Origin of the sequence: Spirulina sp. CCY15215 (assembly GCF_016888125.1) — a bacterium.
Classification (GTDB): Bacteria; Cyanobacteriota; Cyanobacteriia; order Cyanobacteriales; family Spirulinaceae; genus CCY15215.
On sequence record NZ_JACSWA010000356.1, the window covers coordinates 22,498 to 45,210 of the forward strand.

Below are 22,713 nucleotides of genomic sequence, written 5' to 3' on the forward strand. Positions count from 1 at the left end.
TCTTTCAACATCATCTCATAGATTGTTACATTTTGTTACAAAATAAAGATCAGACATTTTAACTAATTTTACAGTTGCATAAGCATAAGTTATGATAGGATTCTCAACAAAGAGTTCCCTACTCTAAAGTTAGAGGAAATCACCAACAAAAAATAATAGAATCAACTGTACAATCAAAAAGGCTGTTCGCTATTGTTAATGATTTATGCTCATTTTTGCGATTTTCCGTAAAGAATTGCAAGGCTACTTTGCTTCTCCCTTGGCTTATGTTGTAGCGGGAATTTTCTGGCTGCTATCGGGGTCCGTCTTCGTCTTTTTACTTCTCGGTCCGAGGGGAGTTATTCAAGAAGTAGCGACAGGAGAACAGTTAGGGCTACCGATCCCCGCCGTAGATGTTGCCTATATTTTCTTAGTTCGGTTTTTAAGTACAATTGGTTCGATTTCATCGTTTATTTTGCCGATTCTATCTATGGGACTCTATGCAGAAGAACGCAAAGGACGCACCCTGGAACTATTAGCAACTTCTCCGATTTCCAATTGGGCGATCGCCATCGGTAAACTGTTGGGGGTGGTGACATTTTATTTTACCTTGCTCATACCGGTACTTATTTGCGAGGCGATCGCCTTTAGTGCAGCCGATCCTGCCTTCCCCCTCGTCGTCCCTTTACTCGCCCATCTGGGCTTAGTGCTTTTAGCGACATCCATTCTTTCCTTGGGAATGTTTATTTCTTCCTTAACAGCAAGTTCCCTAATTTCAGCAATTTCCACCTTTGCCCTTGTCCTCTTTCTCGCCCTCATGGATGTCATTGCGGATGCTCTTCCTCAACCCCTAGGGGCAATTTTTGCTCATCTTTCCCTAGTCAAACATTACGATACGATGCTTCAAGGCGTTCTCGATCTCGGTAGTTTGACCCTCTTTGCCAGTTACATCATTCTGGGAATATTCCTGACGGCTCAATCCATTGAAACTCTTCGCTTTCAGCGCTCTTAATTGATTTATTGTTTTCTGATTACCGATGAAAAACTTCGTCCCCCACTTTCGCCTTAGCCGCATCTCGTGGAAATATCTCTTTTGGATCGGTGTCAGCCTGACAACAGCAGGGTTAGTAGCTGGGGCTGCGAGTAAAAGTTGGTCATTCTTAACAATTTTCTTAGTGGTATTGGGGGTTTTTACCGCCCTGGTCAGTGGGGGATTATGGAGTGGACTGTTTCGAGAACTTTTGCAGAAACGGGCGGCTCGGATGGGAACAGATGCTCTCATTGCCACAATTTCCTTCCTAGTAATTTTGGGCTGGTTCAATTTTTTAGCTGTGCGTTATGCCGAGAGTTGGGACTTTACAGAAACTCAACTTTTTACCCTCTCCCCACAAACGCAACAGTTAGTTGAGAATTTAACCCAACCTTTGAAAATCTTGGTTTTTGAACCTATTCCTGCTCCTCCCGATCGCAATTTACTCGAACGTTACGCCGAGTTGAGTCCGAATTTTGAGTATCAGTTTGTCGATCCCCAAGTGGAGATTGGCTTATCTCGGCGATATCAAGTCGAACAGCCTGGGGAAGTTCATTTAGAGTATGGCAACAAAACTCAATTGATTCAAACTTTACGGGAAGGACAGCAAGGACAACCTCTCTCGGAAGTTTCCATTACTAATGGAATTGAAAAGATGTTGCGCGATCGCGAATCTAAGATTTATTTCTTGCAAGGTCACGGAGAATTACCCTTAGAGACGATAGAGGGGGGACTCTCCCAAGGTGTTACCAGTTTAGAGGAGCGCGGCTATCTGGTGCAACCCCTCGATTTGAGCAAGGAGTCTGAGGTTCCTGAAGATGCGACAGTGCTGGCGATCGCGGCTCCAGAACGTCCTTTATTTGTAGGGGAACAAGAGGCGGTGAAAAATTATTTAGAAAAGGGAGGAGGACTATTAGTATTATTGGCTCCTAATAGTAATACTGGCTTGAATTCTCTTTTAGAAGAATGGGGGATTGAAGTAGACGATCGCTTGACAATCGACGCTTCGGGAGCCGGGAGTGTTATCGGTTACGGTCCCACAACGCCTTTAGTTAACCACTATGGGACTCATCCCATTACCCTTGAGTTTGGGACTCGTTTCTCGGTTTATCCCCTTTCCACTCCTCTCAAAATTGAGGAAAAGGATGGCATTGAAGCGGTTCCCATTGTCATGACCAATGAGGAAAGTTGGGCGGAACGGGACTTAACTTCGGATACCCTTGAATTCAATCCCGATACAGATTTGGCGGGACCAATTGATATTGGTGTTGCTCTGGAACGCTCTTTAGAATCAGAAACTAAAGGCGATCGCGATGAGGATTCTAATCGGGTTGAAAGCCGAGAAGAAGATGAGACGGACAATACAACGAAAGAATCAGATCAAGAAGATTCTGAGCCGGGTTCGACAACTTCAAAGGATGAAGAAGAGGAAAAGAATGCTAAAGTGAGAATGGTAGTTTTTGGCAATGCGGGCTTTGTAACAAATGGCTGGTTCGAGCAACAATTTAACAGTGATGTATTTTTGAATTCCGTCAAATGGTTGGCCAATGAGGACAAGCAGTTATTATCGATTCGCCCTAAAGAATTGTCCAGTCGCCGCATTAATTTATCTCCAGGATTAGCGGTATTATTAGGATTACTGGCGATCGTTTTCTTCCCTTTATGTGCTTTTGTTGGGGCTGGGGCAATTTGGTGGGTGAAACGATGAGAATCCTACAAACCCGAGAAAAACTAAGGAAATCAGTGATTTAGATCACTAAATTAACTTATAGTAGATCACTAAATTAACTTACAAGAGATCACTTTCTCGATCGCAAATCCAGTAGAATATAAGATTAATTCAAATTGGTAATAAAAACCGTGAATACTACTAGAGTGATTCGCTGTCTAGTTGAAGAAGCTCTTTATATTAGACGCTTAACCCCAGATATTGAAAACCAAATCAATGCCGAGCTAACACGCTTGGGTCATATTTCTGATGTGGATTACGAAGCATTAGAATTACTGATGTATGAAATGGATGCAGGACGCATTCAGCTTGTTTCTAATCCCTAGTTTAATTAAGGCTTGCTGAAAAAGTTAGCAAAAATTGGAGGATTTAGAGCAATCCTGTTTTAGATGTGAGAAATCATAATTTGAGGTTGTGGAGAATCTCGTCTGTCCTCTATAACGATATAAAGATAAAGAGAGGTAATGAATCTCTCCTGCTAGAAAACCAGAGTATTTCAGAAAATTTCCCGAGCGATCGCGTCCCGAACAACTTATGATGGTAAAGGCCGCAAAAACTAACGCAAATCAGGTATGGGAACGACAATTTGGGAACTCGATTTTTACTCGCGTCCAATTTTTGATGAAAATAAGAAGAAACTGTGGGAAGTGCTGATCTGCGAAACTCCCCTCGATATGACGCGATCGCCGGAATCCTTGTTTAAGTTCTCAAAATTCACCAATAACAAAAGCGTGAATTCAATTTGGTTGCGAGAAGCCCTTGAAGAGGCGATCGCGAAAGCAGCTTATGCCCCCGATCGCATTCGTTTCTTTCGTCGGGCTATGAACAATATGATCCTGAAAGCCTGCGAGGAAGCGGATATACCTGCTATCCCCAGTCGTCGAACTTACGCGCTAAATCAGTGGATCGGCGATCGCATGGATCGTTTTTATCCAACCCAAGAAGGATATGATGAGGAATCTGCCCAAGCAACTTCGATTAAATATCCTCCTTTAAATGCCGTACCTCTTCCCGATGCAGTCAAAGGCGATCGCACAGACAAATGGGCATTTGTGTCTTTAGAAGCGGAAGCCTTTACAGAAATGAAAGATTGGGAGATTGGTTTTAGTGAAGCATTCCCCCTAGAAATGATGGGAATTACCCCTGAAATGAAGATTCCAGGGTTAATTATCTTTTCCCCTCGCGCAACCCCTTTAGCGGCTTGGATGTCGGGTTTAGAATTAGCATTTTTGCAGTTTGAAAAAGGTCAGTTTCCCCGCTTGCGTTTGGAAACGGGATCTAGCGATAGTTGGATTTTAGCGGATATTAAAGACGATAAAACTTTAGCCGAAGCGAATGGATTTGAAAACGCAAAAGAAAAAGTCAATAATATTCATTTCCTAGCGATTCAGTCTAGCCCAGATTCAGAAGCATTTGCAGGTTTTTGGCTTTTAAAAGAAGACTTATAATGCTTTTAGTTTTATCGTCAGCACTTCAGTGCTTTTAAGTGAATGAATTTATCTGCAATTAAAGGCTTTCGTGGCGCATTTCTTGATTTTGTAGGGGATCCTTTCTATGTCTCCGAATTGGAAAGCGTTCGCTATTTTCCCGATGGTTTATTGGTAATAGAAAATGGGATGATTCAAGATTTTGGGGATTATGCAGAAATGCACTCCAAATATACCAATCTCTCTATTACTCATTACCGCGATCGCCTAATTCTGCCCGGTTTTATTGACACTCACATTCATTTTCCCCAAACAGAAATGATTGCTGCTTATGGGGAACAACTTTTAGAATGGTTGCATCAATATACGTTTCCCACGGAAAGAAAATTCAAAGAGAAAAGCTATGCTAAGAAAATGGCTTCTTTCTTTTTAGATGAATTGCTGAGAAATGGTACAACAACGGCTTTAGTTTTTACGACAATATTTCCTGAATCTGTTGACGCATTTTTTGAAGCAGCAGGCGATCGCAATCTTCGCGCGATCGCGGGTAAAGTTATGATGGATTGTAATGCCCCCGACTATCTCAAAGATACAGCACAATCGTCTTATGAGGAGACAAAAGCACTAATTCAGAAATGGCATAAAAATGAGCGTTTACTCTATGCCGTCACCCCTCGTTTTGCAGCAACTTCTAGCGAAAAACAATTACAACTTGCAGGGAAATTACTCGCAGAATTTCCCGATGTTTATCTCCATACACATCTTTCCGAAAATGTCAAGGAAGTTGAATGGATTCGAGAATTATTTCCCCATTCTCAGAACTATTTGGATGTCTACGATCGCGCTGGATTAGTGGGCGATCGCTCTATTTTTGCCCACGGGGTACAACTATCCCCCGCAGAATTTAAGCGCTTATCTGAGGCAAATTCAGCGATTTCTTTTTGTCCGACTTCTAATTTATTTCTCGGAAGCGGATTATTTAAACTTCAGCAAGCGAAGTCTCAAGATACACCAATTAAGGTAGGTTTAGGGACAGATGTAGGGGCAGGAACGAGTTTTTCCCTCCTCCAAACTGCAAATGAGGCTTATAAAGTTTCTCAATTACAAGGGAAAAAATTATCCTCTTTTCAAGCCTTATTTTTAGCAACTTTAGGGGGTGCAAAAGCACTCAATTTAGAGGAGAAAATCGGTAATTTTGATGTAGGGAAAGAAGCTGATTTTATTGTTGTAAATTTGCAAGCAACCCCTTTAATGGCCTTGCGAAATTCAGGAGAATTACCCCAAACTCTTGCAGAAATCAGCGATCGCACTTTTGCACTGATGATGTTGGGGGACGATCGGGCAATTTCAGCCACTTACATTCTCGGCGATCGCGCAAAAATAACTTGAATTAAACTAAACGCATGGGAATACCATTGTGAGGGGCAACAGTTACACCTCGACGCTTGATTTTAGGAAGAAGCAAATAAATACAGGGGGAAAATCTTGTTTCAGGTTCAAAATGATAACCCATTAAGTCTAAAGGAAATTTATGGTTTCTTTATTCCTCATTAATTAGATTTTGCTGCATTCTCCCCAACCAATCAATTAAACTTTCTAATTGCTTTTCTGGTTTGATTACTCCTAACCCACGCACTGTAACTTTTTTGGGAGAATAAACAAAGCGAGAAATTAAGTGCCTGGGAATATTTTCTCGTAACAATCGCCATGCGGGTTCTTCCATAGGTGTTTCTAAGATAACGTGCTGTTTTCCATCGGGTTTGATGCGGGAAAAACCGAGAGATTTGGCAATTTGTTTTAAGCGAATAACTTGGATCAATTGTTGTGCAGGACCGGGGATTTTTCCATAGCGATCGCGCCAATCATCCTCAATATATGCTAACTCTTTTGCAGAAGTTGCCGTCGCCACTGCTCGATAAGCAGACATCTTTTGTTCTAAATCGGGGATATAATCATTAGGAATAAATGCCGTCAGTTTTAAGTCTATGCTAGTATCGTCAACTTTGGGGATTTCTTGCCCTTGAACTTCTTGAATTGCCTCCTGTAACATGGACATATAAAGATCGAAACCGATCGCCGTCATTTGTCCTGATTGTTCTGCCCCCAAAATATTACCGACTCCGCGTATTTCCATATCTCGGGTGGCCAATTGATAGCCCGATCCTAACTGGGTAAATTCTTGAATTGCCCGCAATCTTTTCCGAGCCGTATCTGATAGTTCTCGTTTATGAGGATATAATAGCCAAGCGTGTGCTTGGATGCCCGATCGCCCAACTCTTCCACGTAATTGATAGAGTTGAGATAAGCCAAATTTTTGAGAATCTTCGACAATAATAGTATTAACGCGAGGGATATCTAAACCCGACTCAATAATAGTGGTACAAACTAAAATATCTGCCTCACCATTATTAAAAGAAAGCATAGTCGCTTCTAATTCATTCGCTTCCATTTGTCCGTGGGCGATCGCAATTCTTGCACTGGGAATCATTCGTATTAACTGCCCGCTAATTGCTTCAATTCCTTCGACTCTGGGAGTGACATAAAAGATTTGTCCTCCTCGATCTAATTCATTCCGAATGGCAGTACGAATCACTTCAGGATTATAAGGGGAAAGATGGGTTTGAATGGGACGACGAGAAGGAGGAGGTGTTGTAATTAAGCTCATCTCGCGAATACCAGAAAGAGACATATAAAGAGTACGAGGAATCGGAGTTGCACTTAAGGTTAGAACATCAACTTCAGCCTTAAAAGATTTAATTTTTTCCTTTTGATTGACTCCAAATCGTTGTTCTTCATCTACCACTAAAAGCCCTAAATCTTTGAATTCTACTCCTTTTCCTAAAAGTTGTTGCGTACCCACGACAATATCAAGTTCCCCTGTTTTTAAGCGTTGTAAAATCTCTTTTCTTTCCGATGCTGTGCGAAAACGATTCAATAAACCAACATTAATCGGATAAGGAGAAAAACGTTCTTTTAAAGTATGATAGTGCTGCTGAGTTAAAATAGTTGTTGGTGCCAAAAAAGCAACCTGTTTATTTGCTGTTGTGACAACCTTAAAAATTGAACGAATAGCGACTTCTGTTTTCCCAAATCCGACATCTCCACAAATTAACCGATCCATCGGGCGATCGCTTTCTAAATCTCGCTTCACATCTTGTACTGCTTTCAGTTGATCGGGAGTAGGTTGGTAGGGGAAAGAATCTTCAAATTCTTCTTGCCAAGGGGCATCAGCAGGATAAGCAAAGCCTTGCTGTTTTGAGCGTTTGGCGTAAAGTTTTAAAAGATCGACAGCAATTTTCTTAATCGCTTTTTTAACCCGATTTTTCCTCTTTGTCCACATTGTCCCCGTCATTTTATCAAGTTCGGGTTTCCCGGTGCCAGTTTGTCGAAAACGGGATAAATTATCTAAGGAATCTGCGGGGACGCGCAAAATCCCATCGGCATATTTAAGGGTAATATATTCTCGTAACTCTAGGGTTTCTAACCCAATAAATTGACCGACTCCGTAATGCTTATGAACGACATAATCTTTAGGTGCTAATTTATTAACATCGACTTTTTGAGAAGCTGCACGACGACGCTTGCGAATATAGGTTGGACTGGCGAGAGTATGCTGCCCAAAAAACTCGCGATCGCTGACTAAAACAATGCGAAAAGTCGGTAAAACAAAACCCTCTAATTCTGCCAAACCGGAATATTTTACCGCAACGGCTGTCTTCTGTACGTGCAAGCGATCGATCGCCGGATAATCTTTGGGGTTGGGAACAAATTGCGCCGCACAATCATGTTCTTGAAGCAGGGAAACAGAGCGAGAAGGTTGAGCAGAAATGAGCCATGTTGTATAATGATTTAAAGTCATGCCATGATAAATTTCTCGCTTTCCTCGCAGAATTTCTGCTAACTTAGCAAATTGATGGGGTGTAGTCGGAAGAGGGCGACTGGCTAAATTAACAACTGGAATCGAAGATTGGGTTTTTTCTTCTGCTAATTCCGATAATAATAAGCGCGGAAATTGAGTCGCGATCGCCTTGAGAGTATCCTCAAAAAAAGCGTGACTTTTCGGTAATTCTTGACGATCTATAATTGCAGCTTTCCATTGTTCTTCTGCATGGTGTACCCAAAGATCGCTATGGGCGCGACATTGTTCAATCTCATCAATAGCAATCAGTGTATTTTCCGGTAAATAATCCAATAAAGAAGCAGGTTTTGCAAACGCCAATCCTAGAAAACGGCGCATTCCTTCCGGATAGCTTCCGACTGCAAATAATTCCTGTTCTTCTGGCGTAAAATATGCGGCAAAGCGATCGCTCAATTTCCCTGTTTCTTTATCTTTTAATGCGTCGGCAATAATGGGAGAAAAACTGGTAGGAGTTAAAGATAAAGTTGCAATTTTATCCAGCGATCGCTGAGTTGCTGGGTCAAATTCCCGCATCTTTTCCAACTCATCCCCAAACCATTCCAAACGCAAGGGAAGTTCCGCAGAAACGGGAAAAATATCAACAATATCCCCTCTCCTACTCCATTGTCCTTCCGTCTCCACTAGAGAAACTCTTTCGTAACCTAACTTTGTCAACTGGCGATCGCAGTCTTTCGCCTTCATCGTCATGCCAACTTCTAAAGTTAAGCAATAAGAAGCAAATATTTCTGGCGGTGGTAAGTGAGGTTGCAAAGCTCGTTCTGTTGTGACAATAACAAAACCAGATTCGCTGTTGCTGGCAACTTCTCCCAACCCTTCCTGACTCCGGAAAGTTTCTAATTCACCAATTGTCGCCATCTGTCCCCAAATCATCTCAGATTCCGGGTCAAATGGCTCGTAAGGGGACGCTTCTGAGGTGGGATAGAAGAAGAAAAAGTCTTTTGAACCCATCGCCTCTAATTGAGCCGCCCAGCGCCCAGCTTCTTCCAAAGTGGCACAGACAACAAAGAGATTCTTTCCTGCCGATCGCGCCAAGGCTGAAGATACCAAGCCTTTCGGTAAGCGGGGGATGCCATTCAGTTGCAGAATATTTTGTTGTTGGAGTTTAGCGCAAAGTTCGCGAGTGAGAGGCGATCGGGTTAGAGTGCGAATAACTGAAGATAAGGGCATATTTGTTATTTAACCTTCCTCGTTGCGTCGAATTAAGTAGCGAATTTCTTCCAGTAAAACATTAAACCGCTCATCACTTTCAGCTTGACGTTTCTTAAGTAACTCTCTTTCTTGTTTCGCAATTTCTATCTCTTGTTTGACAACTTCCATATCCCGTTGACTTTGAGCAGCTACTTGTAGTAAAGCCTGTACTGTAATTCTCAAACCATCGACGCTATCTTTCACCTCGCTAACACTTTCACGCATTTCGCTCATACCTTCACGCATTTCGCTAACACTTTCACGCATTTCGCTAACACTTTCACGCATTTCGCTCATACTTTCACGCATTTCGCTCATACCTTCACGCATTTCGCCCATACTTTCACGCATTTCGCTGACGCTTGATGCCAACCCGTCGAGCATTTGATCTGTCCAACGTTCCACTGTCATTGGCTTTTTCCTCTACTGTTGAGATTTGATACTTTAAGATTTTATCAGAATATTGGTGCGGTCGAACTACTCTCTTACTAGGATTTGTGGATTTGTAGCGCCTGCTAGTGACCGACTCAATCTGAATTTAGAGGTTTACTGTGGTCTTGCGCTTTGTGGTAGAATTGATCACTGTTACGAATTGTAACAAATCCTTTGATTAAGACGAATGAATATTCCCCCCATATATAAACATTAACAAACCTATCTATGGCATCGCAACGCAACAACTTGCGTAAAAACCTTTTCTTCTGGATCGCTGCCCTCATCGGCCTTACCTTAGACCAATTGAGTAAATATTGGGTAATGAATAGCTTTGCCAGTCTTGGCCAGACTATGCCCATTCTGCCAGGAATCTTCCATTTTACCTATGTTGTAAACACCGGAGCCGCCTTTAGTCTTTTTCTGGGAGGGGCTGGTTGGCTGCGCTGGCTGTCCCTTATTGTTAGTTTGGGACTTATGGCTTTTGCTTGGTTTGGTGCCCCTATGAGGCTTCCCGAACAATTTGGCTATGGGTTAATTTTATCAGGGGCGATCGGCAATGGAGTCTGTCGTTTTCTCTACAGTCACGTCGTTGATTTTCTCGATTTTCGCTGGATTCAATTTCCCGTGTTTAATCTAGCTGACACTTTTATTAACATAGGAATTGCTTTCCTTCTATATTCGGCTTTTTTCGAGATGAGAGTGGGGGGTAGGGAGTAGGCAAAAATTCACGATCGCAGTATTTCACAAATTTTCAACAATGGCTAACAATCCTGTCACGCAAATCTTTACCCAAATAGCCCAAACTATCCAAGCACAGGTTAACACGGTATTTGCACTTAAGCCTGGGGCAAGGGTTCCAGAATTGTGGGTACAGGAAGAAAATGCCGACGAAGCGGAGATACATCCTTTAATTGGCGATAAATATACCTTGGGGCGCAGTTCTCGCCAAAGTGATATTGTGGTGCGAAATCCAGTGGTCAGTCAAGTGCATTTGTCTCTGACCCGCGATCGCCAGCATCCGCAAAATTTTCTCCTCCGAGATGAGCGATCGACGAATGGGGTCTATATTAAAAGACGGCGTTTGGATACCCTCTTTCTCCGTCATGGAGATGTCCTCACTCTCGGTCCTCCTGAATTAGCCAATGGGGTTCGGATTCAATTTCACAATCCTCCTCCCTTATGGGTGCGTCTCCTGCGTTACAGCCTCTATGGGGTGGGGGGTATTACGGGGATTATTACTGCCTTAATTCTTGTAGAATGGACGAAAATTCCTGTCAATCCTTTGCCTTTGGGGGTTCAAGGTCCCGTAGTGGTCAACGCCCGAGATGGAGAAACTCCTTTACGTCCCCTGCGGACCGATGCCCATCGAGAGTTAAAGCGTTTATCGGATTTTTCCCCCTATCTTCCCAAAGCGGTTATTGCTTCGGAAGACAGTCGCTATTATTGGCATTTAGGGGTCGATCCTTTGGGAATTTTGCGGGCTGTGATTATTAATGTTCAAAAGCAGGGCATCGCCCAAGGGGGAAGTACTGTCACTCAACAATTAGCGCGGAGTTTGTATCCTGAATATACGGGGCGATCGAATACCGCAGGGCGCAAGATTCGCGAGGCGATCGTCTCTTTAAAGTTAGAAACTTTTTATAGCAAAGATGAATTACTGAAAACCTATTTGAATCGCGTTTATTTGGGCATCGGCAGTTATGGGTTTGAAGATGCAGCACGGTTTTATTTTAATAAATCGGCGGCGGATTTGACTCTTTCGGAAGCGGCGAGTTTGGTGGCAATTTTACCCGCCCCGAATAGTTACAATCCAGTACAAGATTATAAAACGGCGGTACAGTTGCGCGATCGCATTCTAACTCGTATGGCACAGTTGGGGATGGTATCCCAGGAAGAAGCAACTCGGGCGCGGCGATCGCGGATTGAGGTCAGTCCCGAGGCACAAGATGCCCTCTCCAATACCATTGCCCCCTATTTTTACAGTTATGTTTTTACAGAAATTGAAGATTTATTGGGGGAAGGTTTGGCAAGGGAAGGTAATTTTATTGTGGAAACGGGATTAGATATTGATAAGCAAAAGGAGGCTGAGAAAGCCCTCAAAAATGCCGTGGAAGGGGATGGATCGCGCTTAAATTTCCAACAGGGGGCGATCGTTACTCTCAATAGTGAAACGGGGGAAATTTTAGCATTGGTGGGGGGAGTAGATTATGCTAAAAGTCAGTTCAACCGGGCAACTCAGGCACAACGACAACCGGGATCGACTTTTAAAGTCTTTGCTTATGCTGCGGCGATCGCGGCGGGAAATTCCCCAGGTAAAACCTATTCTTGCGCCCCGGTTTCTTGGCAGGGACAAAACTATCGCGGTTGTGAGCGCAGTAGTGGTAATATTGATATGTATCGAGGTTTGGCACAGTCGGAGAATGCGGTGGCACTGCGAGTTGCTAAAGATGCAGGATTAAATAACACGATCGCAATGGCACAAAATCTGGGCATTAAATCCCCCTTACGTGCCTCCCCAGGGTTGGTTTTAGGGGAAAGCGAGGTAAATGTATTGGAATTAACAGGCGCTTATGGAGCCTTAGCTAATAATGGGGTCTGGAATCGTCCCCATGCCATTAAACGCATTCTTGACAGTGGGGATTGTAGCGATCCTGAAAATCCCCAAACTTGTCGTGTTATTTATGATTTTGCCACGGATGAGGGTGCAACTAAACAAGCTATTTCCAGCGCGATCGCCCAAACTCTCACCACTTTACTACAAGGAGTCGTACAAGGAGGTACCGGAGGACGCGCCGCGATCGGTTGGGGGGAAGCAGGGAAAACTGGAACAACTGATCGCTCTGTCGATTTATGGTTTGTCGGTTATATCCCTTCTCGACAACTCGTCACGGGAATCTGGCTAGGGAATGACGACAACTCTCCCACTCGCAGCAGCAGTTCCCAAGCGGCACAACTTTGGGCAAGTTATATGCGCCAAATAGTGCGTTAAATTGCCTTCCCTAAACTCCCCTAAACTCCCCTAAACGGATAAAGGTTCTTTTTCCTTTTCCAAGTGTGTTGTAGAGATGGTTTTATGAAAACTCTTTTCTAAAACTACATAAATCCCTCGGCGAATCACTTGTTCTCGATCTAACTGCCGTTCTGCCGACTCGTTTAAGAGAGAAGAAAGCTGAAGAGGAGAAACTCTTTCTTCATCAAATACAGTTTCATCGAATACAGTATAGTTATTAGGAATTCGACTTAAAACATAGGCAACTAAATCGGGAAATAAATCTCTTTTCATAAAATCTTTTTGGATCTGGTCGGGCTGTTCCGTGAGGATTTGATTAATATCCTCCTTCACAAATAAAAGGGTTAGGTTGACCAAGTTTTTTGCCATATATCCTCCCAAAAATTCCTCCCAAAAATCGACGGCTGTTTTTGCCCTCCGCCTTCAATTATAAACATAAAACGGTAGCTAATTAAACCAACCCGTCTTTATAATTCTTATCGTTTTTCCCCTTCCCCAATCATCAAATCGTTTTGCATATCAAGCCAATTTTGTCAACTTATCTAATAATTGAGTAATTGTACTCAATCAATCATGGATAAGGGATAATGAATCATGGATAATGGATAATGAATCATTGATAACTGACCATGTGCCGTAATTTCAACGTTTTTCTGAGTCCCGTCAAAATCGAACATCTGTTCTTTACCAAAGACCCCGAAACAGGAACCTATCGGGTGCGTCCAACCGAGATTATCCAAGCGACATTACACGATCGCACCTCCTATGGGACGACACTAGCGGAAGACTGCTCCAAAAAAAGCACCAAAGCTGGCTATGATGCTGCAGGAATGGCGATCGGCACGATTCCCCTCAATCCTATTTTAGAGATTATCAGAGAATGCGATCGCGGACTATCCCATGCAGAAATGACCGAATTGACGGCACGCATTCAAACGGAGGCATCTACAGGGGTTAAACTAGCTCGGGATGGCGGCGATTTACTGAAAACATGGAATACGCTTTTAAATAAAATAGATTTAGAGAGTACAGAATTTATCACAAATTGGGAAACTCATGTTCGTCAAGCGTCTCAGGGAGATATGTATTCTGAAAGTAATGCCCATCCCCACCAAGAATGCTTACTACAACCCAAAATCCGCATTTACCAACTCAGTCAAGAAGGACAAATATTCTTTGAAGAATGCGATCGCGACCTCGGAGAAAGTATTTTTTCCGATACTCACAATGGCGATATTAACGATGCAGCAAGATATAAACAGTTTTTAAGTTACGAAGGATTTCGCTTCTCCTCCAACTCCGATTCTTGCGTAGAACCCGCCCTTAAACGCTTTCTTTACGAACATCTCAGCCGCGATCGCCTTGCTGCTGCACTACATCGCCTCGCTTATGTAGACCCTGATTATCTCAATAGCGATCGGGCAACAACAGATATTAATGGTCATGTTGGACATTATTTCCTAGGAGAACAATTTGCCCAGAAAACCCTACAAATTAAACTGCAAGATAAAATAATTATCTTTTGTAATAATAATGGTAAACCAATTCAAGAGTTTTTACAACAAGGCTTTCTGCGAGATGATAACCAATCTTTAGCCAGTGAAAAGATTGCCGAATTGTTAGGATTAGCAACAACAATGGCACAAGCGGGGGCGCAACAAACGACAATTATATCTGCCCTTGTTGCCCGTATTTTTGAATATTCTAACCCTGAAAATAAATTCACCTTTCAATCTTTTACCCCTCTCGGTAAACCCAGTCATGGCTTATTAAGTGGCGGTACTTTTACCATGTTGCGCGGTGGAACAGAACGAGGAGGAGAAGAAGGAGGAGAACTTATCTTTTATATTCCCAAATCCTACGATCTCAAGAATTATAATCGTCTTTCTTTTCTTTCCGCGTCCGAAGAAAATGCCCTCAAAGAACAAGTTATTCTCTTAAATCCCAAGTCTCTCGCAGAGGGAAAAATCGAAATAGCCGATAAAATTGCCCAAGAAGTTACCTTCTTGAAAGATTTACAAGCAACCGCTTATATTACTGAAGGAGTTGCCCCTATTTACGATGTTCTCCCTGGTGAAATCGTCGAAGTGAGTGCTGATGGACGAGTAAAATTATTCAATATCTATCGCGGTCAAGAAATACCTCTAATTGGAATCGAAAAACAACATCAAGTTGAGGCTTATATCCATACCGATATCCGGCGAGAACGTTTGACACCTCTGAAGGTTTTCAAAATTGACTATCGAGATTTAGAGAATCGACCTATTCCTTGTCCTTATAATAAATATGGGGAAGAAATTATCGTCATTCAACCCTTAGCCTTACGAAAAAATACCGAAAAATTATTCCCAAAGTCCTATGATGGTACCGTTAAACTCCGCACCGGAGAAAACGGCATTGGTTTAATTATGGGAACAGAGAGTGAAACCTTACGCCATCAACGTATTCGGGAATTACAACAAATCATTACTGGGGCAGCAGGAACTTCCTTTTTAATCAATACGATCGCGGGAAATATGGCACGTAAGCTATGTTTAAATACTCTGCCAATCATGAATTTAGATGGGTTTACCGGCTCCGATACAATTCCCCCTTCTACCAGTAGTAAAACTCTCTTTATTGCCAACTCAAATTCTGGGGGAACATCCGACACAATTAAACTAACCCACGAACTGGCAAGTTTGCCTTCTGTAGTTAAAAAAATTGAGGCAGAAATTAAACGCCGCGATCGCAATTTAGCCGAAACTATCGTAGCCAAAGCACGCTTAAAAGAACTGCGATCGCTGATAAAACCCGATACATTACGAGAAGATTTACCCCAACATTTACAGGATTTTATCGCAACTAAAACCCCTTGGATTTATGCCATTACAAACATCGAAGCCAGTCCATTAGGGAATATCGGTCGAGGACTCGATGCTATCATTCATCCAGCCGCAGGTGCGGGTATTACAAACTTACCCGAAGAAGAGTGCGTCGGGTCTACTTTTGCTGCTATGGCCTCTCTACAATGGCAATTGGCTTTGCATACTTATATCGGCGAAATTCGCGGCGATATTTCCTCAGAATATGCCCAAAAAATCTATCAAGAACTGGCGGGTTTACCCGATGTGATTGAAGAAATTGTCGGGGATAAAAAACTAATTGCTGAAATCGAAAAAATGTGTGCTGAATTGGTGGGAGGGAATTTCGATTTTGTTTATACGGGATATGTTGATGGAGTCCCCGAAGAACAAGCGCACAAAGCCGCAGAAATGATTCAAGAAATGTTTGCGGGTTGGCATTTCTTCCAGTTCCAACATGGCAAATATGCCCACATGAAACGCCGTACTCGCCACACTTTAGGATCAATTTTAGGGCATAATGCACCGCCCCCCAGTTGGTCATTTTTTAATGCGCGGGCAATTAAATCTGCCAGCGAAATTGGCCCTCGGGTCGCAACTTCCTTTTTTATCGCCCATCAAAGCGATCGCGAAATCTTACAAAATATTCCCGACTACGCACCGGATTATATTTTCACCTATCCGGCTGATAGTATTGTTTTGTATCCTTTCCAAGCGATTATTGTTTCCCATTTGATTTCTTATTTCTGGGGCTTGAAAAAGAAAGAAATTGCCAAGAAAATCGAACAGTGGAATCGTCCCTTAGTTGATTTACTCTGTCAAGTTGACCCCATGAGTTCGGAAATTCCTGATAATTTGCGATCGCAGGTGGAAGAAACAGCGAGATCGATCCTACAGGAGTTTTTAGAAATGTGCGATCGTACCCACTATTTAGATCGCATGGAAGGACAGCGACGAGAAACTATTCTCACCACCTTATCCCTTCTCGCAGGAGAGGCACCCAATTACGAACGATCGCATCAAATTGGCGGTTTTCTCCACAGTCAGATCCAAGCAGTCAAGGTGAAAATTCATCGTTTTGCTACCGAGGCGATCGATAATCATACCTATCTGAAATTATTGAAGGATTTAGCCTTAGAATTAAGTAATCTCGAACAATCCAAACGATTAGCCGATCACTTCCTTGTAGACGAAAACGGTGCCACTTTACCCACCCAAGTCAATATCGATCGCCCTCGCGATCGGGTTCGGACTTTGTACGAGTCAGATTATTTGGCAGAATATGAAGGAGTGGGAACATTTTACGATGTCGAACCCGTTCACCCCCCCAAAATCGCCAAAGCCAAAAAAGGCTGGCTTTAACTCAATTATCAATTATCAATTATTAATCAAGAAGGGATTATGTTTGGGAATTTTCAGAAGAGTTGTTTGCGAATTGAATTGGAAGCATCGGCAAAAATCATTGGAGAAAGTTTACTGCGTCCAGAGAATTTTCGCCAGTGGTTGTTTCCCCAACAGTTTGAGGAGAAATTGCCCGATCAGTTAGCTTCTGGGATGACATTTACAGCGAAAACTGGATTGATTACCGTAGAACATCATGTAGATATGGTTAGTTCGGAATGTGTGCGTTTATTATTGCATCAAGGTATTGATGGTTATCACGAATGGTATTGGGGAGAAGGTTGGGTTCAGTCCCGCTTAGAGGGAATTTCCTTATTACCTTTGAGTTTAGGTCAAACTTTTGCATTATTGCGGTTGCGAGAGTTTGTTGAAAATCAAGAGGACTGAGAAATACGCCTGACATTAACCATTAAAACTATTTTTGCATCAAATCAAGGCAATAGTTGAATATCCAGAAGAAAATCCTTCACAAAATACTCACAATCTTTTTGTAGAGTTGGCCTAGAATTTAATCGTTTATTATTTATCCAACCCCCCTCCCACATCTACGTCTAGAAAATTATGAAATTATCCGAAATTTCTCTTGCCCTTTTAGAGGGACTCGGTTTAGCTTACTGGATCGAACTTAAAACTGATACACCCGAATGCCTGTATTATTTTGGACCCTTTGCCAATGCAGCCGAGGCCGAGGAAAATTTACCTGGATATGTGGAAGACTTAGAAGCAGAAGGTGCAGAAAACATTCAATATGCGATCGTCAAATGCAAACCCACAAATTTAACCATCTGGGGAGAACAAACATCAACGCGATCGCCCATTATTCCTAACTATGCCGAAATTTAGGCCAAAATTTAGGATCGAGAGAAAACCGCATAGCAAGGCTTATGATAAGGTGTAAGGGCGACTCCTGCCCTTGTCCCGTCAAACGCCAAGTTAAGAAAATGTACGAATCGTTCAAACGTCTTTCCAACGCGGTACGGAATGCCCTATGCTATTCGACAAACCTCCTCTACGAGCGACTCGATGAAGCCTTACAACAGGGAACAAAGGTTCGTATTGAGACTAATAACGATAGTTTTGCTGGAGTTCCCATTCATCTTGATTGGGAGTTTGTCGAACTTCTTGCCCTCTCTACCTCAGAAGAAGAAGAAGAAGAAGAAGAAGAGTTAGAGGATAAAGATAAATCTTATCGACGCACCACATGGCTGGTCAGACTATCCACTATTGAGGCTGTGGCCTATTTTAACGAGAATTGGTCGAAAGAACGCTTTGAGAACCTACTGGCTGAGGAAAAACCAGATAGTCAGTAGGTTCTCAACCTATTGGCTAGAGAAGAACCAGACGGTTTTATTATTTTATCTTTCCGGTTCTACCCAACGCCCATCGGCTTTAATTAAAGCAATCAGTTCTTCTACACCCTTATCCTGGGGAACTCGCTTAATTTCCTCTCGACCGCGATAAAGGGCGATAAAACCTGCTTGTTTGCCAACATAGCCATAGTCAGCATCCGCCATCTCTCCTGGTCCATTGACGATGCAGCCCATAACCGCAATATCTAAACCTGTGAGGTGTTTAGTGGCTTCGCGAACTTTATCTAAAACGTTTTCCAGGTTAAATAATGTGCGTCCGCAAGAAGGACAGGCCACATATTCCACCATTGTTTTTCGCAGTCCCAAGGCTTGCAAAATACTGTAACAAACCGGAATTTCCTTTTCTGGGGCTTCCGTTAGAGAAACGCGAATCGTATCCCCAATACCTGCCGCTAAAAGCGTCCCAATACCTGCCGTAGACTTAATACGCCCATATTCTCCATCTCCCGCTTCCGTCACCCCTAAATGGAGAGGATAATCCATTCCTAACTCGTCCATGCGTTTGACCATTAGACGATAAGCCGTCAACATCACGGGAACGCGGGAGGCTTTCAGGGAAATCACCAGATTATAATAGTTGAGAGATTCGCAGATGCGGATAAACTCGAGGGCAGATTCTACCATCCCTTCCGGAGTATCGCCGTAGGTGAAAAGCATTCGTTCCGCGAGAGAACCGTGATTTACACCAATTCGCATCGCCTTATTTTGATCTCGTAGACTAATGACTAACGGTTCGAGAGTTTCCCGAATGCGATCGCCAATATCGGCAAATTCTGATGCGGTATATTCTTGGCGATCGGTTTTCGGTTTTTCAAAAACATACAAACCAGGATTGATCCTAACCTTATCAACGTGCTTGGCAACTTCAAGGGCAATTTTCATGCCGTTGTGATGAACATCAGCCACGAGGGGAACCGGTTGATAAGTATGAATTAATTTTGCTTTGATTTCTGCTAGGGCTTTGGCATGAGCCAGACTGGGAACAGTAACGCGGACAATTTCGCAACCAATTTCGTGCAAACGACGAATAGCTGCCACGGACCCGTCAATATCTAGGGTATCTTCGTTAATCATAGACTGGACGACCACAGGATGGCCGCCACCGATGAGGATATCCCCTACAGGAACAGGGCGAGTTTTGCGTCGGTGAATGGTGGTATCTGTCAAGGCAGAAGATGCAGCGACTTTGGGTAGTTCTAAGGTTTGCATGACGGCTTGCGTTTGATTTGGGTTAACGAAATTGCTTTCCTTGGTTATCATACTGCTGAGGCGTTCCCTATTAAAGGGAAAATGATAAAAAGGACTAAAATAAAGAAAATTGTTTTGTTTTCTTGTCTGTCTCTCGTTTCCGTAATTTCTCTGACTCTTAGACCTCGTATTATCTATACTCTCCCAATATACACTTATGTTGAGAGCTAAGATATCTAATAGAATAGAGTTATAATTTTACTTTAATTTGAATTAAAGAAAAAATTTTCGTGAGATAAAAATTTTTTTGATTAAGGGGACAAAGTAATGCGATCGCGCAAAAAACTTTGAGGGTAATTTTGCCATACTTGAAAAAAATACCATTTTATTATCTAACCCAAACTCAATTTAACTCCCAATGGATCGAGCGCCAAAACCAACCTACAAGGGCAATATCGTCATTGTTGATGACAACCCTAATAATTTACGACTATTAACAAATTTGTTAAAAAAAAGTGGCTATAAAGTCCGTCCTGTCTCCACGGGAAAGTTAGCCATCTCGACAACAAAAGCAAATCCACCCGATCTTATTTTGTTGGATATTAATATGCCTGGAATGGACGGCTATGAAGTGTGTCAAAATATAAAGAATGATCCTTTGAGTAGTGAGATACCAATTATTTTTATTAGCGCTTTGAATGAATCCTTCAGTCGCATAAGAGGTTTTGAAGTGGGGGGAGTAGATTATATTACTAAACCTTTCGAGTTTAATGAGGTTTTAGTGCGGGTATCTAATCACATTCAACTGTATAGATTTCAAAGGAAATTACAAGAGGTTAACTCCCTACAAAGTCAAGCACTAATCGAAAAGAATGAACAACTCCAACGAGTTAACAATAATCTCGAACATCTCAATCAACTTCTCAATGTTAAAGTTGCAGAACTACAGCAGACACAACTTCAATTAGTACAATCGGAAAAGATGTCTGTACTGGGTCAGTTAGTATCGGGAATTGCTCATGAAATTAATAACCCAATTGGTTTTCTACGTGGTAATTTAGAGCATGGACAAGAATATTTACAGAATCTACAACAGCATTTACAATTATGTAAAAATGAGTTAAAAAATCCCAGTATTGCTATTCAAGATCATGGCGAAGAAATTGATATTGACTATTTATTGGAGGATTTCCCCAAACTGTTTTCTTCTCTGAATCGGGGAGTAGAAAGACTTTATCAAATTAGCAACTCTTTACGGATTTTTTCTCGGCAGGATAGTAAAGTAAAGATTGATTTTGATATTCATGAAGGAATTGAGAGTACGTTAACGATTTTAAAGCACCGTCTGAAAAGAGATCAAGAATCTAGCAATATTCAGATCGTCAAAGAATATGGCGATATTCCTTTAGTAAAATGTTATCCTGGACAGCTTAATCAGGTTTTCATGAATGTTTTAGTCAATGCGATTGATGCTTTGGAGGAAGATAAAAGTCAGGAGAAAAAGCAAATTGCGATCGCCACAGAAATTGTAGATTATTCTGAGCCAGAAATGGGTCAATTTGTTAGAATTCGGATTTGCGATAATGGAATGGGTATTCCCGAACAAATTAGGGAACAGATTTTTGATTATTTATTTACCACAAAAGAGGTAGGCAAAGGAACGGGTTTAGGATTATCTTTGAGCAAACAAATTATTGAAGAAAAACATGGAGGAAATATATCTTGTCATTCAGAAGTGGGGAAAGGAACAGAATTTATCATTTCCTTACTTCTTGAACCAGCAATAGATAAATCGAAAAAAATCAGCGAAAAAAGTTCTATTTATTAAAATTATTATGTCAGATTTAATTTCCGCCAAATCTTCAGAGTCATTACAAAAAGAAGTCATTATTTATACGGATGGGGCTTGTTCGGGAAATCCAGGTGTGGGAGGATGGGGAGTAGTTTTAAAATATGGCGAACACTATAAGGAATTATCCGGTTCGGAGTCGGAAACCACAACCAGTAATCGCATGGAAATGACGGCGGTTATTGAAGCCTTAAAAGCATTAAAATATCCCTGTTTGGTTCGTTTACATACTGATAGTCAACTAATTGTTAATACTATGACGCGAAACTGGAAGCGCAAAGCCAATCAGGATTTATGGGCAGAAATAGACCATCTTTCTCAAGTGCATCAGGTTGAATGGATTTGGGTGAAGGGACACGCAAGCGATCCGTTAAATAATCAAGTCGATCGCTTGGCTGTTGCGGCATCGAAACAGGCTTTAAAGGACAACAGAGAATAAGGTAAAATTAAAAAAAGTTAATGAGGATTAGCAAGCATGAAGATTGTGGGAACTATCGAACGTAAAGATATTGGAGTTGGTACTTGGGCTTTAGTTGCGGAGTCGGGGGAAACTTACGAATTGAAGGACGCACCCCCAGCACTTTGTCAAAATGGAATTAAGGTGAAAATAAACGGGGAAATTCGAGAAGATGTGATGACTTTGGCAATGATTGGTCCGGTTTTGCAAGTGAAGTCTTTTGAGGCGATCGCGTAATCAAAAAAATCCCTATTTAATTTCCTCGTGTAATCTGCATTGTGTAGGGATGATATTGATTTTTCTCATAAGATCCGACCCAAATTTGATAAGCACCCTCTAACCATTGTCCGGCTATACCAGGATTTTTATTTTGATAATCGTCATTACACCAAGTTCCACCGGGACCTTTAATAACTATAGTTGTATCAGCAGAACTTTGCACTTGAATATCAAGGGAGTTAAAGAAACCCGTGAGAGTAACAATATGATCCGGTTCGTGATCGACAAAACCGACACAAGGACCCGTTGGACTATCAACAAGATTGGCCACATTTCTCGCTGCAATTTCCCCTCCACTAATTCCGCGAATAACGGTAGTATTAGAGGTGTTTGGCGATCTAAAGGGGGAGATTACTGGACTTTCAAAAATAGGGGGTGAAAATTGCGAAAAAGCGACATTAGGATTAACAAATTCACCTACTGCGATCGCGATCGCCGCCAACATTGTCACCCTTAACGCATCTTTAGCAAGACGGATCGAGTTGAATTGGTTTAATTTGGTAATTGAACTCAATATTTTGGTTTTGTTGATGATACTTAAATTCATTTTGCGATCGGGACTATAGGACGATAGAATTGAGAGCTTTTTTTCAAGGAGAAAAGAGAAAT

General features: G+C 42.0%; 19 protein-coding genes. 14 read left to right on the plus strand and 5 right to left on the minus strand.

Going from position 1 to position 22,713, the window contains the following annotated elements:
- The first annotated feature begins 205 nt into the window (after positions 1-205).
- From JUI58_RS08985 to guaD, 5 genes are all read left to right on the plus strand, one after another.
- Positions 206-991 (plus strand): ABC transporter permease, encoded by a 786-nt coding sequence (locus JUI58_RS08985; protein WP_204103430.1) that lies wholly within the window; start codon positions 206-208, stop codon positions 989-991.
- Between the two features lie 25 nt (positions 992-1,016).
- Positions 1,017-2,717 carry a Gldg family protein gene (locus JUI58_RS08990; protein ID WP_204103431.1) on the plus strand — a complete coding sequence of 567 codons (1,701 nt, stop codon included), beginning with the start codon at positions 1,017-1,019 and terminating at the stop codon, positions 2,715-2,717.
- Positions 2,718-2,869: 152 nt separating this feature from the next.
- A complete protein-coding gene (locus JUI58_RS08995) occupies positions 2,870-3,064 on the plus strand; it encodes a hypothetical protein (RefSeq protein WP_204103432.1) in 195 nt (64 codons plus the stop codon).
- A gap of 246 nt (positions 3,065-3,310) precedes the next feature.
- Positions 3,311-4,186, plus strand: coding sequence for a Tab2/Atab2 family RNA-binding protein (locus JUI58_RS09000; protein ID WP_204103433.1), 876 nt, complete (start codon positions 3,311-3,313; stop codon positions 4,184-4,186).
- 42 nt (positions 4,187-4,228) lie between these two features.
- The gene (guaD, locus tag JUI58_RS09005) at positions 4,229-5,554 is read left to right on the plus strand and encodes a guanine deaminase (protein WP_204103434.1); all 1,326 of its coding nucleotides are present in this window, start codon (positions 4,229-4,231) and stop codon (positions 5,552-5,554) included.
- Between the two features lie 151 nt (positions 5,555-5,705).
- On the opposite strand, the gene mfd is transcribed toward guaD, so the two are convergent.
- Both mfd and JUI58_RS09015 read right to left on the minus strand, forming a co-directional pair.
- The gene (gene mfd, locus JUI58_RS09010; RefSeq protein WP_204103435.1) at positions 5,706-9,251 is read right to left on the minus strand and encodes a transcription-repair coupling factor; all 3,546 of its coding nucleotides are present in this window, start codon (positions 9,249-9,251) and stop codon (positions 5,706-5,708) included.
- Between the two features lie 9 nt (positions 9,252-9,260).
- Positions 9,261-9,683, minus strand: a complete 423-nt coding sequence (locus JUI58_RS09015) for a hypothetical protein (protein WP_204103436.1) — start codon at positions 9,681-9,683, stop codon at positions 9,261-9,263.
- A 249-nt stretch (positions 9,684-9,932) separates the two neighbouring features.
- Here JUI58_RS09015 and lspA point away from each other — a divergent pair, with 249 nt between their 5' ends.
- Together lspA and JUI58_RS09025 are read left to right on the plus strand one after the other, a co-directional pair.
- Entirely contained in the window at positions 9,933-10,424 is a 492-nt protein-coding gene (gene lspA, locus JUI58_RS09020) for a signal peptidase II (RefSeq protein ID WP_204103437.1), read from the plus strand.
- Positions 10,425-10,464: 40 nt separating this feature from the next.
- Positions 10,465-12,696: a transglycosylase domain-containing protein gene (locus tag JUI58_RS09025; protein WP_204103438.1), complete on the plus strand. Its 2,232-nt coding sequence runs from the start codon at positions 10,465-10,467 to the stop codon at positions 12,694-12,696.
- Positions 12,697-12,726: 30 nt separating this feature from the next.
- On the opposite strand, the gene JUI58_RS09030 is transcribed toward JUI58_RS09025, so the two are convergent.
- Positions 12,727-13,086 carry a hypothetical protein gene (locus JUI58_RS09030; protein WP_204103439.1) on the minus strand — a complete coding sequence of 120 codons (360 nt, stop codon included), beginning with the start codon at positions 13,084-13,086 and terminating at the stop codon, positions 12,727-12,729.
- A gap of 260 nt (positions 13,087-13,346) precedes the next feature.
- On the opposite strand from JUI58_RS09030, the gene JUI58_RS09035 reads away from it, so the two are divergent.
- The 4 genes from JUI58_RS09035 to JUI58_RS09050 all read left to right on the plus strand — a co-directional run bounded on the left by JUI58_RS09035 (position 13,347) and on the right by JUI58_RS09050 (position 18,271).
- On the plus strand, positions 13,347-16,922 hold the full coding sequence (locus JUI58_RS09035) for a hypothetical protein (protein WP_204103440.1): 3,576 nt from the start codon (positions 13,347-13,349) through the stop codon (positions 16,920-16,922).
- Positions 16,923-16,961: 39 nt separating this feature from the next.
- Positions 16,962-17,348: a hypothetical protein gene (locus JUI58_RS09040; protein ID WP_204103441.1), complete on the plus strand. Its 387-nt coding sequence runs from the start codon at positions 16,962-16,964 to the stop codon at positions 17,346-17,348.
- A gap of 174 nt (positions 17,349-17,522) precedes the next feature.
- Positions 17,523-17,804: a DUF1816 domain-containing protein gene (locus tag JUI58_RS09045; protein WP_204103442.1), complete on the plus strand. Its 282-nt coding sequence runs from the start codon at positions 17,523-17,525 to the stop codon at positions 17,802-17,804.
- Positions 17,805-17,902: 98 nt separating this feature from the next.
- Positions 17,903-18,271, plus strand: coding sequence for a hypothetical protein (locus JUI58_RS09050; protein ID WP_204103443.1), 369 nt, complete (start codon positions 17,903-17,905; stop codon positions 18,269-18,271).
- Between the two features lie 45 nt (positions 18,272-18,316).
- Here the strand turns inward: JUI58_RS09050 and ispG are convergent, their stop codons facing one another.
- Entirely contained in the window at positions 18,317-19,540 is a 1,224-nt protein-coding gene (ispG, locus tag JUI58_RS09055) for a (E)-4-hydroxy-3-methylbut-2-enyl-diphosphate synthase (protein WP_204103454.1), read from the minus strand.
- Positions 19,541-19,937: 397 nt separating this feature from the next.
- On the opposite strand from ispG, the gene JUI58_RS09060 reads away from it, so the two are divergent.
- The 3 genes from JUI58_RS09060 to JUI58_RS09070 are packed head-to-tail and all read left to right on the plus strand — an operon-like array spanning position 19,938 to position 22,062.
- A complete protein-coding gene (locus tag JUI58_RS09060; protein ID WP_204103444.1) occupies positions 19,938-21,347 on the plus strand; it encodes a response regulator in 1,410 nt (469 codons plus the stop codon).
- Between the two features lie 7 nt (positions 21,348-21,354).
- Positions 21,355-21,807 (plus strand): ribonuclease HI, encoded by a 453-nt coding sequence (locus JUI58_RS09065; RefSeq protein WP_204103445.1) that lies wholly within the window; start codon positions 21,355-21,357, stop codon positions 21,805-21,807.
- A 36-nt stretch (positions 21,808-21,843) separates the two neighbouring features.
- A complete protein-coding gene (locus JUI58_RS09070; RefSeq protein WP_204103446.1) occupies positions 21,844-22,062 on the plus strand; it encodes a hypothetical protein in 219 nt (72 codons plus the stop codon).
- Positions 22,063-22,078: 16 nt separating this feature from the next.
- Here the strand turns inward: JUI58_RS09070 and JUI58_RS09075 are convergent, their stop codons facing one another.
- A complete protein-coding gene (locus JUI58_RS09075) occupies positions 22,079-22,618 on the minus strand; it encodes a hypothetical protein (RefSeq protein ID WP_204103447.1) in 540 nt (179 codons plus the stop codon).
- Positions 22,619-22,713: the final 95 nt, after the last annotated feature.

What these genes read in the sequence shown, in the direction of transcription:
- JUI58_RS08990 (WP_204103431.1), top strand. Translation starts at nt 1,017, where the DNA reads ATGAAAAACTTCGTCCCCCACTTTCGCCTTAGCCGCATCTCGTGGAAA.
- mfd (WP_204103435.1), bottom strand. Translation starts at nt 9,251, where the DNA reads ATGCCCTTATCTTCAGTTATTCGCACTCTAACCCGATCGCCTCTCACT.
- JUI58_RS09070 (WP_204103446.1), top strand. Translation starts at nt 21,844, where the DNA reads ATGAAGATTGTGGGAACTATCGAACGTAAAGATATTGGAGTTGGTACT.
- JUI58_RS09045 (WP_204103442.1), top strand. Translation starts at nt 17,523, where the DNA reads ATGAAATTATCCGAAATTTCTCTTGCCCTTTTAGAGGGACTCGGTTTA.
- JUI58_RS09040 (WP_204103441.1), top strand. Translation starts at nt 16,962, where the DNA reads ATGTTTGGGAATTTTCAGAAGAGTTGTTTGCGAATTGAATTGGAAGCA.
- JUI58_RS09025 (WP_204103438.1), top strand. Translation starts at nt 10,465, where the DNA reads ATGGCTAACAATCCTGTCACGCAAATCTTTACCCAAATAGCCCAAACT.
- JUI58_RS09050 (WP_204103443.1), top strand. Translation starts at nt 17,903, where the DNA reads ATGTACGAATCGTTCAAACGTCTTTCCAACGCGGTACGGAATGCCCTA.
- JUI58_RS09000 (WP_204103433.1), top strand. Translation starts at nt 3,311, where the DNA reads ATGGGAACGACAATTTGGGAACTCGATTTTTACTCGCGTCCAATTTTT.
- JUI58_RS08985 (WP_204103430.1), top strand. Translation starts at nt 206, where the DNA reads ATGCTCATTTTTGCGATTTTCCGTAAAGAATTGCAAGGCTACTTTGCT.
- JUI58_RS09015 (WP_204103436.1), bottom strand. Translation starts at nt 9,683, where the DNA reads ATGACAGTGGAACGTTGGACAGATCAAATGCTCGACGGGTTGGCATCA.
- JUI58_RS09030 (WP_204103439.1), bottom strand. Translation starts at nt 13,086, where the DNA reads ATGGCAAAAAACTTGGTCAACCTAACCCTTTTATTTGTGAAGGAGGAT.
- lspA (WP_204103437.1), top strand. Translation starts at nt 9,933, where the DNA reads ATGGCATCGCAACGCAACAACTTGCGTAAAAACCTTTTCTTCTGGATC.
- JUI58_RS09060 (WP_204103444.1), top strand. Translation starts at nt 19,938, where the DNA reads ATGGATCGAGCGCCAAAACCAACCTACAAGGGCAATATCGTCATTGTT.
- ispG (WP_204103454.1), bottom strand. Translation starts at nt 19,540, where the DNA reads ATGCAAACCTTAGAACTACCCAAAGTCGCTGCATCTTCTGCCTTGACA.
- JUI58_RS09065 (WP_204103445.1), top strand. Translation starts at nt 21,355, where the DNA reads ATGTCAGATTTAATTTCCGCCAAATCTTCAGAGTCATTACAAAAAGAA.
- guaD (WP_204103434.1), top strand. Translation starts at nt 4,229, where the DNA reads ATGAATTTATCTGCAATTAAAGGCTTTCGTGGCGCATTTCTTGATTTT.
- JUI58_RS09035 (WP_204103440.1), top strand. Translation starts at nt 13,347, where the DNA reads ATGTGCCGTAATTTCAACGTTTTTCTGAGTCCCGTCAAAATCGAACAT.